Raw genomic sequence first — 12,937 nt, 5'->3', positions numbered from 1 at the left:
GACCGGACCTGCCGTTCGCCTACGTCTTCGGCCGCGGCCACTTCACGGTCTCCTACTACGGCGCCAACGTGTACCCGTACAGCAGACAGGGGAGTACCGGTCTGTGAACGGGATGCGGGGCTGCTTTGGCCCTCCCCCACCCCGCTCGCCGAGAGCCAACGGAATACAGGGCCGATCTCCTGCAACCAGAACGTCGACGGCTATCTCAACGGCATCCTTCAAGATCAGCTGACGGCAAAATGTGGCCGACCGGCTGACAAGTCCGTGAGCCTGAATCGCATGGTCGAAGGCGATAGCATCGAACCAAGTGCGAGCGGAAGGGGAAGAGGATGGTTTACCACCCAATGGCACTTTCCGACCTTGCCCCGCGCCTGGCGGCGAATACCAGCGACAAGATCCGGTGGAAGCTTGTATGGGAGTTCCTTGAGGAATACCGCTGGGAGTCGCCGAGCCTTCAGCCGTCGTTGCTGCAGACAGAACCTGAACCCGTGGGCGACGAACGATGGGATGCGCTTCTGGCCGCTCTCGCCGAACACCTCGCCGCCAAATATGATCTTGCCCCACCTCCATGGACCGCTTTGCGAGTGTTGCGGCGCCCCTGGTTCCCGGCGGAACTGGCCAGCCAGCGAACTGACGCTCTCGTCTGGGCGCCGGCGGCATTCCGCAAGCACGGCGTCTACCTTTCGAGCAAAGATCTAGAGGCCGCGTGAGCGACGACGGACTACTCGGCCGGGCTGAGCTTGAGCATGCGTTCACGGTGCTGGGAGAGCGTTTGGTGCGCCGTGGTGTCGTAGCGGATCTCTTTGTAGTCGATGGGGCCGCAATGGCACTCGCCTACGACGCTGTCAGAGTCACCCGCGACGTCGATGCACTCTTCGTGCCGCATGGAGTGGTGCTGGAGGAGGCCCGTCGGGTAGCCGAGGACCTCGACCTGCCCCCCTGGTGGTTGAACGAGCAGGCCAGTGTCTATATCTCTGGCAAGGACGACCCGGGGAAGCGGCGGGTCTTCGACCATCCGGGGCTACGTGTGATGGCGGCTTCGCCGGAACACATCTTCGCGATGAAGGCGATGGCTGCCCGTACACGTGATGTGGACGACCTCCGGCACCTGGCCGGTCTCGCTGGCATCGCGTCATCGGAGGACGCGCTCCGTCTGTGTGAGCAGTTCTTTCCTGGTGAAGAAGTTTCCCCGCGAGCGCGTGCGGTGCTGGCCGACCTGTTCGACTGAGCCGGAAAGTCGATCTCATCCACAGACGATCGCTCGGCGAACGCCACCCAGACCGACGACCTAAACATTCCGGGGAATCAACGGCAAAGCCAACGTCCGAAAATCTCAGCTTTAACTCACGTTGTAACCGGAGAACATCGCGATCGGCCTGGAGCAGCCCGAGGTGAACACCCTGGTGACCGGCAAGTTCGCGCTGGAGGTGACCGAGGACGCCGAGCGCGACCGGCATCTGACGGTGACCGTCGAGCCGGCGCCGGGCCTGCGCGGCGCCGACGAGACGGCCCAGGCGATCGGCCGCTCGATCCTCGCCCAGCTGCGCCGCCTCAACAGCGAGTTCGCCGACTACGTCCCTCCGGCGAGGCAACCCCCGGTCGTCCACCTCCGCGAGACGGGCGACCCCGACTACTTCCCGCCCGGCGCCAAGAACAGCTACACCAAGGCGTGATCACTCGCCGGGCCACCGCGTTCTTTCGTCAGTTGGGTCCCGTGGGTCCCGCCTGTTCGGTCCTTGACGTGCGGGCTCCTGTTTCGCTTGCGCACTTCGGAGACGACAGCGGAAATGACGGTGGGGGAACGTAGGCTTCCGGCTGCCATGAGGAAAGAGGACGCATGCCGACGAGCCTGACCTTCCGGCTGTTCGGCCCGCTGGAGGTCGCCGGCGAGACCGGTGCCCCGCTCGACCTCGGCACCAGGAAGCAGCGTGCCCTGGTGGCGATGCTGGCGCTGGAGCCGGGCAGGGTCGTCTCGCTGGACCGCCTGATCGACGAGCTGTGGGCGGGCGAGCCGCCCTCCGGCGCGACGAGGACCCTGCAGGCCTACATCGCGCACCTGCGCAGGGTGCTGGAGCCCGGCCGCAGGCCGCGCACGCCGCCGGGAGTGCTGCTCACCCGCGAGCCGGGTTACCTGCTGGCCGTCACTCCCGGCCAGGTCGACCTGGCGCGCTTCGCGGCGGGCGCGCAGGAGGGCCGCAGGGCGCTGGCGCGCGGCGACCACGGGGAGGCGCTCCGGGTGCTGGAGGAGACGCTGGGCCTGTGGCGGGGTGAGCCGCTGGGCGAGTTCGCCGGTCAGGGGTTCGCCCGGCCCGCCGTCGCGCGGCTGCGCGAGCTGCGGGCCACCGCCGTGGAGGACGGGTTCGAGGCGCGGCTGGCGCTGGGCGAGGGCGGCGCCTGCGTGCCGGATCTGGAGGCCCTGGCCGAGGCCCACCCCTACCGGGAGCGGCTCTGGGGGCTGCTGGTGCTGGCTCTGTACCGGGCCGGCCGGCAGGCCGACGCGCTCGCCGCGTTGCGCCGGGTCCGCGCCCTGCTCGCCGACGACCTCGGCATCGAGCCGGGGCCGCAGCTGCGGCGCCTGGAGCGGGCGGTGTTCGAGCAGGCCGCCGAGCTGGAGACCCACGGCGTCGCTTCCGGCCCGCTTCCCGATGCGGGTCCGTTCCCGGTTTCCGCCGCGCCCGTCCCGCTCGCCCCGGCCTCTGTCCCGGCCGTGACGGGAGACGAGGCCGGGGCCGGGCACCTCGTGGCCGGTGAGACGCTGGTCGCCAGGGAGACGCAGCTGCGCCTGGTGGCCGAGCGGCTGGCCTCGGCGCGGCGCGGGGAAGGCGGGGTGCTGCTGGTGACCGGGGAGGCCGGGATCGGCAAGACCCGGCTCGCGCGGGCCGCGGCCGACGAGGCCGCCGGACGGGGTTTCCGGGTCGCCTGGGGGCGCTGCGTGGACGGCGCGGCACCCGCGTTCCGCCCCTGGATCCAGGTGTTGCGCGAGTGCGGCGGGGCGAGCCCGTTCCACGGCGAGGCGGCGTCATCGGCCTCCGACCCCGACGCCGCGCTGTTCGAGCTGTACGAGCGGGTGGTGACGACCCTGACCTCCACCGGCGGCCCGCTGCTGGTGGTCCTGGAAGACCTGCACTGGGCCGACGCCTCCTCGCTGCGGCTGCTGGCCTTCGTCGCGGGCGAGCTGGCCCGCCACCCGGTGCTCGTGGTGGCGACGCTGCGGCCCGAGCCCGGCGACCATCCCGCGCAGCTGCGCGACACCCTCGGCGCGCTGTCGAGGGAGCCGGGGACCGTACGCGTGGAACCGGCCCCGTTCGGCGCGGGAGACGTGTCGTCGTACCTGCGCCTGCGGCGGATCCCCGAGGATCCCGGGCTGGTCGACGTGCTGCTGGAGCGGAGCGGCGGCAACCCCTTCTACCTGGGTGAGCTGCTGCGCCTGCGCGAGAGCGAGCGGTGCCTGGCGGCCGGGCTGCCCTCCGGGGCGCGCGACGTCATCGAACGCCGGGCGGCCAGGCTTCCCGAGGAGACGCGGGAGCTGCTGCGGGCGGCGGCGGTCACCGGACGCGAGGTGGAGGTCGACGTGCTCGAAGCCGTCACCGGCATCCCCGCCGAGCGGGTGATGTCCCTGCTGGAACCGGCGGTGGCGAGCGGGCTGCTGGCCGAACCGCCCGGCGGCCCCGACTACCGCTTCTCCCACGCCCTGGTGCGCGACGCGCTGCTGTCCGGGCTCGGCCGCCTGGCGCGGGCCCGGCTGCACCTGCGTACGGGCGAGTGCCTGGAGACCAGGCCGGGCACCGAGCCCGCCACGCTGGCCCACCACTTCGCCGCGGCCGCCAGGGTCGGCGGCGCGGCCAAGGCGGTGGAACACGCCTCCCGCGCGGCCGGGCGGGCCGCGGCCCAGCTCGCGTACACCGAGGCCGTCGAGCTGTGGGAGCTGGCCCTGAGCTCGCTGCCGGCCGACGGCGGCGACGACGACGGCGGCGGCGGCGGCGGCGGCAGGGCCAGGTGCGCGCTGCTGACCGAGCTGGGGCAGGCCCGCCGCACGGTGGGGGACGCCGCGGCGGCCCGCCGGGACCTGGACGAGGCGATCGAGCTGGCCCTGCGGCTGGGCGACAGGGATGCCCTGATCTCCGCGATCACCGTCTCCGGCGGGCTCGCCCTGTGGTTGTGGCGCCCGTACGGAGTGGTCGACGCCGCGATGGTCGCCGTGCTGGAGGACCTGCTGGCCGGGCCGCTCGACGACCGCGACCGGGCCGCGCTGCTGGGCACCCTGGCCGTGGAGCTGCACTACGGGCCGCGCCGCGCCGAGGGCGAGCGGCACGCGGCGCGGGCGGTGGAGATCGCCCGCGGCCTTGGCGATCCCGCGCTGTTGGCTCGCACCCTGAACAACTACCTGCTCGCCTGCTGGGTGCCCGGCCGCAACCCGGAGCGGCTGCGGGCCGCGGAGGAGATGCTGGCCCTGCCCCGCCTGCCGCGCGCCACCGAGCTGGTGGCCCGGGTCTTCCGGATGGCCTGCCTGCTGCGCGCCGGTGACCTGACCGGCTGGGATCTCGACCTGGCCCGCTGCGAGCGGCTGATCGAGGAGGTGCGCCGGCCCGAGCTGGAGGCCATGGTCCGCATCGCCCAGACCGCCAGGTGCACCCTGGAGGGCCGCTGGGCGGACGCGGAGTCCCTCGTCACCCGCTTCGGGAAGATGCGGTACGGCTCCAGCCTCTGGGGGCAGGAGTTCCGGCTGCGGCTGACGACGTTCACCTGCGACCGGGGGCGTGGCCGGGTCGCGGAGACCCTCGACGGGCTGCTCTCCTCTGCGGAGGACCCGTCACTGGCGCCGCTGCGCCCGATCGCGGTGCTGGCCGCCCTCGACTCCGGCCGTCCGGATCTCGCCCGCGAGCTGGTCGCCCGCTGGGGCACCGAGATCGCGGACGACTGGATCGCCGACTTCCTCGTTCCCGTCTGGGGCCTGGTCGCCGCCCGGCTCGGCGTCCCCGACCCGGAGGAGCTGTACGACCGGCTCGCCCCGTACGCCGACCAGCTGATCGTCTCCGGGACGGGCAGCGCGGCGTGGGGCTCCACCCACCTGGTCCTCGCCGAGCTGGCGGCGCGGCTGGGCCGCGCCGGCCGGGCTCGGGAGCACGCCCGCGAGGCGGCCGAGACGCACCGGCGGCTCGGCCTCGCCTACCTGGAGGAGCGGAGCCTGCGGCTGCTGGCCCGCCTGAGCTGATCCGGCCCCTCGGCTCCCGGCCGTTCCAGCCCGCTCCTTCAGCCGCGCCAGCCTGTCGTCTCCCAGCGGCTCCGGCCTGTGCCGGGCCGCCTCGGCCGCCGGACCGGCCGGCGGGTCACCAGCGCTGGTGGACCTGCGGGCGGATCAGCTCGTCGTAGATCTCCCGCACGCCCGCGAGGGTGGCCTCGGGCAGCGGGTCCACGGCGGCGGCGGCCGCGTTGGCGCGGGCCTGCCCGGGGTTGCGGGCACCGGGGATGACCACGGAGACGCCGGGCTGGTCGATGATCCAGCGCAGCGCGAACTGCGCCATGGTGGCCTGCGGCGGCACCAGCGGGGCCAGGCGGCGGACCGCCTCCAGGCCGGTGGCGAAGTCGACCCCGGAGAAGGTCTCGCCGACGTCGAAGGACTCGCCGTGCCGGTTGTAGGTGCGGTGGTCGTCGGCGCCGAAGACGGTGGACTCGTCGTACTTGCCGGACAGCAGGCCGCTGGCCAGCGGGACGCGGGCGATGATGCCGACCCCGGCCTCGGCCGCCGCCGGGAGCACCCTCTCCAGCGGCTTGAGCCGGAAGGCGTTGAGGATGATCTGCACGGTGGCCACGCCCGGCCGGGCGATCGCGGTCAGCGCCTCGTCGCAGGTCTCCACGCTCACCCCGTAGGCGGCCACGCGGCCCTCCTGAACGAGGATGTCGAGGTCGTCGAAGACCCTGTCGGTCGCGTAGACCGGGGTGGGCGGGCAGTGCAGCTGCACCAGGTCGAGCGTGTCGACGCCGAGATTGGCGCGGGAGCGGTCGGTCCACGCCCGGAAGTTGTCCAGGGTGTAGGCCGACGGCTCCTGCGCGACGCGGCGGCCCATCTTGGTGGCCACGGTGAGCCCCGGCCTGGCCTTGATCAGCTGCGAGACGATCTGCTCGCTGCGCCCGTCGCCGTACACGTCGGCGGTGTCGACGAAGGTGACCCCGGCGTCCACGGCGGCGTCGAGGGTGGCCAGGGCCTCGTCCTCGCCGACCTCACCCCAGTCGGCCCCCAGCTGCCACGCGCCGAGCCCGACGACACCGATCCGCCTGCCTGTTCTTCCCAATTCGCGCTGTTCCACATCAGCGATCGTAGCCCGCACGACGCGGCGGGAATCACCGGCACCCGGGTGCGGCAGGCAGGCGGGACTCGCGGCACGGCCCCGGGCCTACCCCGGCACGCTCGGCATCACGTGGGCGTCGGGACCGGGGAAGACGAGGCTTTCGTGCTCGTCGCCCTCCCAGCGGACCACGTAGGGCGGGCTCCCGTCCTCGTGGCGTAGCTCGATGATGAATCCGATCTTGCGGGGAGCGCCGTCGTGGGCGCTTTCCACGATCAACTTGTCGCCTACGGTTGCCTTCACTGTGGCCTCCTGGATCAGCTGGATCAGCAGGGTGCCGGCTCTCCGGCCGTCCTCCCCTTCCATGCCATCACTCCGTGGCGCATTCGTCCAGGTCAGGAGCACGGCGAGGTCAGCTGGAGGGCCTCGCAGGCTTCAGACTTTACTTATATAAGCCGATCCTGAGACAGTGAGGTCATGCACGCGCTCGACGTTCTCGGCGATCCGGTCCGGCGCCGGATCCTGGAGCTGCTCGCCGACGGCGAGCTGGCGGCCGGTGAGATCAGCGCCGTGGTGCAGGAGGAGTTCGGGATCTCACAGCCCGGCGTCTCCCAGCACCTGCGCGTGCTGCGCGACAACGGGTTCGCGACGGTACGCGCCCAGGGGACCCGGCGGCTGTACGCCGTCGACCCCGCCCCGCTGCGGGAGGTGGACCGGTGGCTCGACCGCTACCGGCACTTCTGGAACCAGCACCTCGACGCCCTGGGCACCGAGATCGCGCGGGGAAGGCGGGAACGTCGCCTCAGGGAGGCGGAGAACCCACCGGCCCCGGCCCCGGGCGTGGCCGGGCACGGCCCCTGACCTCCGCCCAACTCCCCTCTCGGCCCCCTCGACTCCCCCTCGGCCTCCTCCTGCCCCGTCCAGCTCCCCCTCGCCCCCATGCCCCCGTCGGGCTCCCCACCGCGAGCACCCTCCCCCGGAAGCGGGATCCGGATCTCCCCGCTCAGGAGGGGTCCGCCCACAACCTGCGCACCGTGGCGAAGACCCGCTGGTTGTGGGAGATCTCGACGACGTTGCCGTCGGGGTCCTTCAGGGCGCAGACGTAGCCGACCGGGCCGGGCATGTCGCGGGGCTCCCAGTGCAGGCGGCCCAGCTCGCGCGCCCGCTCGGCGATCTCCTCGACGTCGGCGCGCTCGGGCACCTCGATGCCGAGGTGCGCGAACGGCGTCAGCAGCCCCAGCCGCCCGCCCCTGTCCTTGTCGAACGAGACGAGCACCAGGACCATCGGGGTCTCGGCCTGCCCCTCGTTGGAGAGCCAGGCGCTCTCCCCCTCGGCGTCCTGGAAGCGCTCGACGACCACCAGCGGCGTCAGCGACGTGTAGAACGCGATCGCCTCGTCGAGATCGCCCGTGGGCAGGGCGACATGCGTCCACCGCGCCCGGGTCAGATCACTCATGAGGATCCTCCACTTCCTTGGGGCCGATCCGGGCGGTGTGCGCCGACCCGGCCGGCCGCCGGTGTCCGGGACCCTCAGGTGGAGCCCCGTTCGAAGGGCCGTCCCAGCGCTCCCGGCTCGCGGCGCCGGTTCGTGAAGAGCAGCATCGCGAGCAGCGCGACCAGGTACGGCGCCGCTATCAGCAGTTGTGAGTTCAGCGTCAGGCCCAGCGCGGGCAGCGCCAGGCGCAGGGCGTCGGCCAGGCCGAAGAGCGCGCAGCCGAGCAGGGTGCGTCCCAGTCGCCAGCCGCCGAAAATCACCGCCGCGATGACGATGTACCCACGACCGGCCGTCATGTTCTGGTTGAACGAGCCGACCTCGCCGACCGCGAGGTACGCACCCCCCAGCCCGGCCAGCGCGCCGCACCACAGCAGTGCCTGGCGGCGGCGCGCGTTGACCCGGATGCCGGTGGCGTCGGCGGCCCTCGGATGCTCGCCGACCGCCCGCAGCTCCAGGCCCCACCTGCTGCGCTCGACCAGCCACCAGGTCAGCGGGACGATGACGATCAGCAGGTAGACCGGCCAGCGCTCGACGAACAGCGGGGCGCCGATCAGCGGGATGTCGCGCAGCCAGGGGACGCTGACCTGCGACACCTGGTGGGAGTCGAAGTCACTGATCGTGATCAGGTAGCCGGTCAGCCCGAGGACGAGGGCGTTGAGCACCAGGCCGGCCACGAAGGTGTTGATCTCCAGGCGGTGGGAGAGGTTGCCGTGGACGAGACCGACCAGGAGCCCGACCAGCACGCCCGCGACCAGCCCGGCGGTGGCGCTGCCGGTGGCACTGGCCGTGGCGACCGAGCCGAACGCGGCGCCCAGCATCATCGCCTCGACGGAGATGTTCATGGCACCGGCCCGCTCGGCGAGATACTCCCCGCACGCCGCGAAGGCCAGGGGCACGGTGAGCCGTACCCCGCTGGACAGGATGGTGGAGACGTCGTCCGCGGCGATCATCGGGTGGCCCCCTCCGCGACGGGCGCGGAGCGGTGCCCGGCGCGCGCGGCGCGGACGCCGCTCCCGCGGTGCCGGAGCACGGCGATGACGGCGGGCGGGGCGACGAAGGCCAGCACCAGCAGGGCCTTGACCACGTCCACGACGAACGGGGGCACCCCGGTCGCGGCGAGGAAGCCGCCGCCGGAGCGCAGCACGCCGAACAGCAGGGCGACGGGTATCGCCGGCAACGGCCGGTTGCGGGCGATCAGGGCGACCAGCAGGCCGTCCCAGCCGATGCTCATCGCCATGCCGGGCTGCAGCCGGTGGACGCCCACCGGGCTGGTCAGCAGCACGGCCCCGGCCAGCCCGGCGAAGGCGCCGGAGACGGCCAGCGCCGCGCCGCCCAGCGCGCCGGAGCGTACCCCGGCGTGCCTGGCGGCGAGCGGGTTGAGGCCGAGCATGGTCAGCCGGAACCCCCACCGGGTGCGGGCGATCACCGTCGCGACGATCGCGGCCCCGGCCACCGCGATCAGCAGGCCCCCGTTGACCTGCAGGTCCGGGTACTCCCCGATCGAGGCGAGCAGGGCGCTGTCCGGCAGCGGGTTGGACTGCGGCGCGACGACGGCGTCACCGACCCGCGACTCCCGCAGCAGCCACGGCGTGTTCACCGCGAACGCGACGAGCTGCTGGGCGACGAAGGTCATCAGCAGCGTGCTGACCACGACGTCGACGCCGCGCAGCCGGTACATCAGCGAGCTGAGAGCGGCCCACGCGCCACCGGCCAGCGCGGCGGCCGCCAGCACGGCCACCAGCAGCGCCGGGCCGGTGACCGCCAGGCGCAGGCCCACCCAGGCGGCGAGGAGGGCGCCGACGAGCAGCTGACCCTCCTGGCCGATGTTGAACACGCCGGACCTGGCGCTGACGCACGCGCCCGCGGCGACGAGCAGCAGCGGCGCCGCGTACAGCAGGGTGGAGGTCCAGGCCGCCGGGTCGGCCACGCTGCCCTGGAAGAGGGCCCGCACCGACGCGAGGGGGGAGCCGCCGGTCACGGCGATCAGCAGCGACGACAGGGCGAGCGCCACGGCCACGCCCGCGACGGTCGCCAGGCCGGTCTGCCGTCCCGGCGCGCCGGGACCGGGGACGAGGAGGGCGAGCAGGCGGCGGCCGGACGGGTCCGGGCCGGGGTTCCGGCCGGGGCTTCGGGGGGTTCCGTTCACGCGGCCACCCCGCCCACCAGCATTCCGAGCCGCTCGGCTGTGGCCTCCCCCGCGGGCAGGACGCCGGTGATCCTTCCCGACGAGATCACCGCGATCCTGGAGGCCAGCGTCATGACCTCCTCCAGCTCGGTGGAGATCAGCAGCACGGCCGCCCCTTCCGCCGCGACGTCGCGCAGCCGCCGGTACACGTCCTCGGTGGCGCCCACGTCCAGCCCGTGCGAGGGCCGTGCCGCGACCAGGACGGCCGGGCGTGCCGAGAGCTCGCGGGCGAGCACGACCCGCTGCCGGTTGCCTCCCGACAGGTCGCGCACCGGGGTGTCCGTCGACGGGGTGACGATGCCGAACTCGGCCACCAGGCGGCGGGCCACGGCGCGTGCCTTTCCCCGGTCGAGGAAGACCCGGCCGCTCACGGCGTCCAGCGACTTCATGACCAGGTTCTCGGCGACGCTCATGTCCAGCACCAGCCCGGAGTCGTGCCGGTCCTCCGGCACGACGCCGAGCCCGGCGGCGTGCAGCGCCCCCGGGCGGTGCGGATCGACCGGCCGCCCGGAGATCTCGACCGACCCGGAGTCCGGTACGACGAGCCCGGACAGCAGGTCGCCCAGGGCCGACTGGCCGTTGCCCTCGACCCCGTACAGGCCGACGATCTCACCGGGGGCGACGTCCAGGCTGAGATCGGACAGGACGGGCACGCCGTCGAGGGTGAGGGTCAGGTCGCGCAGCCGCAGCGCGGGCGTGGGCACCGGGATCCCCGTCCTCCTCGCGTCCGCCTCACCGGTTCCGTGCTCCCCGGTCGCCGTCTGGTTCGCCGTCTGGTTCGCCGTCTCGTTCGCCGTGGTCTTCCCGGTCGCGGACCCGCGTGTCCCGAGGGGGCCGGTCGGCAGCAGGCCGAGGGCGGCGGCCTCGGCGCCCAGGGAGACCTCCCTGCCGACCATCCGCCGGGCCAGCTCCCGCGGGTCCGTCTCCGCGGTGGCGCTCCGGAAGACGACCTTTCCCCTGCGCAGCACGGTCACCCGGTCGGTGGCCGTGGTGATCTCGTCCAGTTTGTGGCTGATCAGGATGACCGCGCGGTTCTCCGAGCGGACCGCGCGGCGCAGCACGCCGAACAGCTCCGCCGACTCCGCCCGGGTCAGCACGGACGTCGGCTCGTCGAGGATGAGCACCGCCGGGTCCCGGCGCAGGCACTTGATCAGCTCGACCCGCTGCCGCTCGCCCGCGGAGAGCCACGCCACCCTGGCCATCGGATCGACCGGCAGGCCGTAGCGCCGGGAGATCTCCCGTACCTGGTCGCGGGCCACGGCCTTGTCGATCTTCCCGGTGTCGCCCAGGATGACGTTCTCCCAGACCGTCAGCGGGTCGACCAGGCTGAAGTGCTGGTGCACCATGCCGATGCCGAGCGCCGCGGCCTGCCTCGGACCGCCGATCTCGACGGGCTCGTCATGGCGCAGGACGGTTCCGGCGTCCCGCTGGACGAGTCCCGTCAGGATCTTCATGAGCGTCGACTTGCCGGCCCCGTTCTCGCCGAGCAGGCCGTGGATCTCGCCCTGGTGGACGGTGAGGTCCACGGCGTCGCAGGCGACGACTGGACCGTAGCTCTTGCTGACTCCCCGCAGCCGGAGGGCGGGCACCGGCGGCGGGGTGAGGTCCCTCGCCCTTTCGTCGTCCGTCACGTCAGGAACCGAGCCTCTTCACTTCCGCCTTGGGGTCGATCCTCCCGCTGCCGACGTCGGCGATGAACGTCTTCAGCCTCTCCTCCTGCTCGGGGGTGGGCTCGCAGATCCTCACGGTGGGGAACGGGTCGACGCCGAGCTTCCAGACCTTCTCCACGCCCATCCGCAGCTTCGCCTCGGCGAAGTCCTCCAGCGCGGCCCCGAAGTAGTCTCCGGGGCTGAAGAGCACCGAGATGTCGAACGTGGGCGCGGTGGAGGCGCACCGGTCGGTGCCCGGGGTGAGGGTGAGCACGCCGTTGGCGTCGGCCAGCTCCGCCGACGCGTCGGTGGCCCCGCCCAGGTAGGGGTAGACGACCTTGACGCCCTGGCTGATCTGGGCCTGGGTGGCCTCCTTGGCCTTGGCCGAGTCGTTGAGGTCGCCGCTGTAGGTGACCGTCAGCGTGGCCTCGGGGACCACCAGCCGGATGCCCGCCCGAAAGGCCCTGGCCGCCGCGGTGGTGAAGTCGACCTCGGGACCGGTCACGAACCCGGCCTTGGTCATGCCCTTCTCCTTCATCAGCAGGCCCGCCGCGTACCCGGCGGCCAGCAGGCTCTGGTCCGCCTCGTCGGTGGAGAGCATGATCCTCGGGGTCTGCGGGACGTTGTCGGAGGAGGGGACGTACCAGGCGGTGCCGGCGCACGCCGGCTCCTCGGAGGCGGGGATCGCGTCCCTGAGGTCCGCGGCGCCCAGGGCCACCATGTCGACCTTCTGCCGGCACAGCGCCCGCGCGGCGTTGAGCGCCTCGCTGGGGTTGACGCCGCCGCGCTTGATGATCGTCCAGCCCTTCGAGGTGGCGAACCGCTCCGCCGTGTCGACGAAGCTCTGGTAGTAGCCCTTGTCGTTGATGTCGCCGGGGCTCAGCACCCCGATGACGACCTTGCCGTCGCCGTTGACGTCCGGCTGGCCCGCGAGCACGGTGCCGCCGTCCGTCTTCGCTCCGGTGCCGGCCGGGGCGGGGGTAGCGGCCCGGGGTGCCGTGGCGTCGCCGCTCGCGCACCCGGCCAGCGCCACCGAGGCGAGAAAGGCGGTCAGCGCGGCCGTGACCCGGCCCGTTCGATGGAATGCGGCCATGACGATCCTCTCGATCTGATGCGCGCGCCGCCCACGGGGCGCGGGTGGGGAACGAACCCTGGTCGCGGGAATGGGGGTACGGGCTTGCTGCGGGCAGGTCGGGACGCTGCCATGTGGACGCTGCCATTTAACAGCCGTCGCCGTCCGTCGTGTTCACCGCCCGCCGGTGGAGGGAGAACTCCCGGCGGCGGGCCCCGGCCGGAAAACCTCCCGCTCCGGCTCGCCGCCGCC

Annotated in this window: 12 protein-coding genes; 5 read left to right on the top strand and 7 right to left on the bottom strand. The window is 72.9% G+C overall.

Going from position 1 to position 12,937, the window contains the following annotated elements:
• The first annotated feature begins 344 nt into the window (after nt 1–344).
• From ACTOQ2_RS39790 to ACTOQ2_RS39775, 4 genes are all read left to right on the top strand, one after another.
• A complete protein-coding gene (locus ACTOQ2_RS39790) occupies nt 345–710 on the top strand; it encodes a hypothetical protein (protein ID WP_440106552.1) in 366 nt (121 codons plus the stop codon).
• Nucleotides 707–1,228 carry a hypothetical protein gene (locus ACTOQ2_RS39785; RefSeq protein WP_440106550.1) on the top strand — a complete coding sequence of 174 codons (522 nt, stop codon included), beginning with the start codon at nt 707–709 and terminating at the stop codon, nt 1,226–1,228. The genes ACTOQ2_RS39790 and ACTOQ2_RS39785 overlap by 4 nt, the downstream gene beginning before the upstream one ends.
• A gap of 163 nt (nt 1,229–1,391) precedes the next feature.
• Nucleotides 1,392–1,673, top strand: coding sequence for a hypothetical protein (locus ACTOQ2_RS39780; RefSeq protein ID WP_440106548.1), 282 nt, complete (start codon nt 1,392–1,394; stop codon nt 1,671–1,673).
• 164 nt (nt 1,674–1,837) lie between these two features.
• Nucleotides 1,838–5,212: a BTAD domain-containing putative transcriptional regulator gene (locus ACTOQ2_RS39775; RefSeq protein WP_440106546.1), complete on the top strand. Its 3,375-nt coding sequence runs from the start codon at nt 1,838–1,840 to the stop codon at nt 5,210–5,212.
• A gap of 115 nt (nt 5,213–5,327) precedes the next feature.
• On the opposite strand, the gene ACTOQ2_RS39770 is transcribed toward ACTOQ2_RS39775, so the two are convergent.
• Nucleotides 5,328–6,305: an aldo/keto reductase gene (locus ACTOQ2_RS39770; RefSeq protein WP_440106544.1), complete on the bottom strand. Its 978-nt coding sequence runs from the start codon at nt 6,303–6,305 to the stop codon at nt 5,328–5,330.
• Between the two features lie 87 nt (nt 6,306–6,392).
• Complete coding sequence (locus tag ACTOQ2_RS39765) at nt 6,393–6,650, bottom strand: DUF1918 domain-containing protein (protein ID WP_440106542.1); 258 nt, start codon at nt 6,648–6,650, stop codon at nt 6,393–6,395.
• A 111-nt stretch (nt 6,651–6,761) separates the two neighbouring features.
• On the opposite strand from ACTOQ2_RS39765, the gene ACTOQ2_RS39760 reads away from it, so the two are divergent.
• Complete coding sequence (locus ACTOQ2_RS39760) at nt 6,762–7,145, top strand: ArsR/SmtB family transcription factor (RefSeq protein ID WP_440106540.1); 384 nt, start codon at nt 6,762–6,764, stop codon at nt 7,143–7,145.
• Nucleotides 7,146–7,287: 142 nt separating this feature from the next.
• Here the strand turns inward: ACTOQ2_RS39760 and ACTOQ2_RS39755 are convergent, their stop codons facing one another.
• From ACTOQ2_RS39755 to ACTOQ2_RS39735, 5 genes are all read right to left on the bottom strand, one after another.
• Nucleotides 7,288–7,740 carry a VOC family protein gene (locus ACTOQ2_RS39755; protein ID WP_440106537.1) on the bottom strand — a complete coding sequence of 151 codons (453 nt, stop codon included), beginning with the start codon at nt 7,738–7,740 and terminating at the stop codon, nt 7,288–7,290.
• Between the two features lie 74 nt (nt 7,741–7,814).
• Nucleotides 7,815–8,729, bottom strand: a complete 915-nt coding sequence (locus ACTOQ2_RS39750) for an ABC transporter permease (RefSeq protein ID WP_440106534.1) — start codon at nt 8,727–8,729, stop codon at nt 7,815–7,817.
• Nucleotides 8,726–9,925, bottom strand: a complete 1,200-nt coding sequence (locus tag ACTOQ2_RS39745; protein WP_440106532.1) for an ABC transporter permease — start codon at nt 9,923–9,925, stop codon at nt 8,726–8,728. The genes ACTOQ2_RS39750 and ACTOQ2_RS39745 overlap by 4 nt, the downstream gene beginning before the upstream one ends.
• Nucleotides 9,922–11,595: an ABC transporter ATP-binding protein gene (locus tag ACTOQ2_RS39740; RefSeq protein ID WP_440106530.1), complete on the bottom strand. Its 1,674-nt coding sequence runs from the start codon at nt 11,593–11,595 to the stop codon at nt 9,922–9,924. The genes ACTOQ2_RS39745 and ACTOQ2_RS39740 overlap by 4 nt, the downstream gene beginning before the upstream one ends.
• A 1-nt stretch (nt 11,596) precedes the next feature.
• The gene (locus tag ACTOQ2_RS39735; RefSeq protein ID WP_440071947.1) at nt 11,597–12,706 is read right to left on the bottom strand and encodes a BMP family ABC transporter substrate-binding protein; all 1,110 of its coding nucleotides are present in this window, start codon (nt 12,704–12,706) and stop codon (nt 11,597–11,599) included.
• Nucleotides 12,707–12,937: the final 231 nt, after the last annotated feature.

The sequence above is a fragment of the Streptosporangium sp. H16 genome (assembly GCF_051918855.1).
In the GTDB taxonomy this organism is placed as follows: domain Bacteria; phylum Actinomycetota; class Actinomycetes; order Streptosporangiales; family Streptosporangiaceae; genus Streptosporangium.
The sequence above is the reverse complement of the archived record's forward strand: the minus strand, read 5'-3'. Positions and strand labels throughout refer to the sequence as shown.

Bases quoted from the DNA above. Each gene is read 5' to 3' on its own strand.
- ACTOQ2_RS39790 (WP_440106552.1), top strand. From the start codon at position 345: ATGGCACTTTCCGACCTTGCCCCGCGCCTGGCGGCGAATACCAGCGAC.
- ACTOQ2_RS39775 (WP_440106546.1), top strand. From the start codon at position 1,838: ATGCCGACGAGCCTGACCTTCCGGCTGTTCGGCCCGCTGGAGGTCGCC.
- ACTOQ2_RS39765 (WP_440106542.1), bottom strand. From the start codon at position 6,650: ATGGAAGGGGAGGACGGCCGGAGAGCCGGCACCCTGCTGATCCAGCTG.
- ACTOQ2_RS39760 (WP_440106540.1), top strand. From the start codon at position 6,762: ATGCACGCGCTCGACGTTCTCGGCGATCCGGTCCGGCGCCGGATCCTG.
- ACTOQ2_RS39755 (WP_440106537.1), bottom strand. From the start codon at position 7,740: ATGAGTGATCTGACCCGGGCGCGGTGGACGCATGTCGCCCTGCCCACG.
- ACTOQ2_RS39750 (WP_440106534.1), bottom strand. From the start codon at position 8,729: ATGATCGCCGCGGACGACGTCTCCACCATCCTGTCCAGCGGGGTACGG.
- ACTOQ2_RS39735 (WP_440071947.1), bottom strand. From the start codon at position 12,706: ATGGCCGCATTCCATCGAACGGGCCGGGTCACGGCCGCGCTGACCGCC.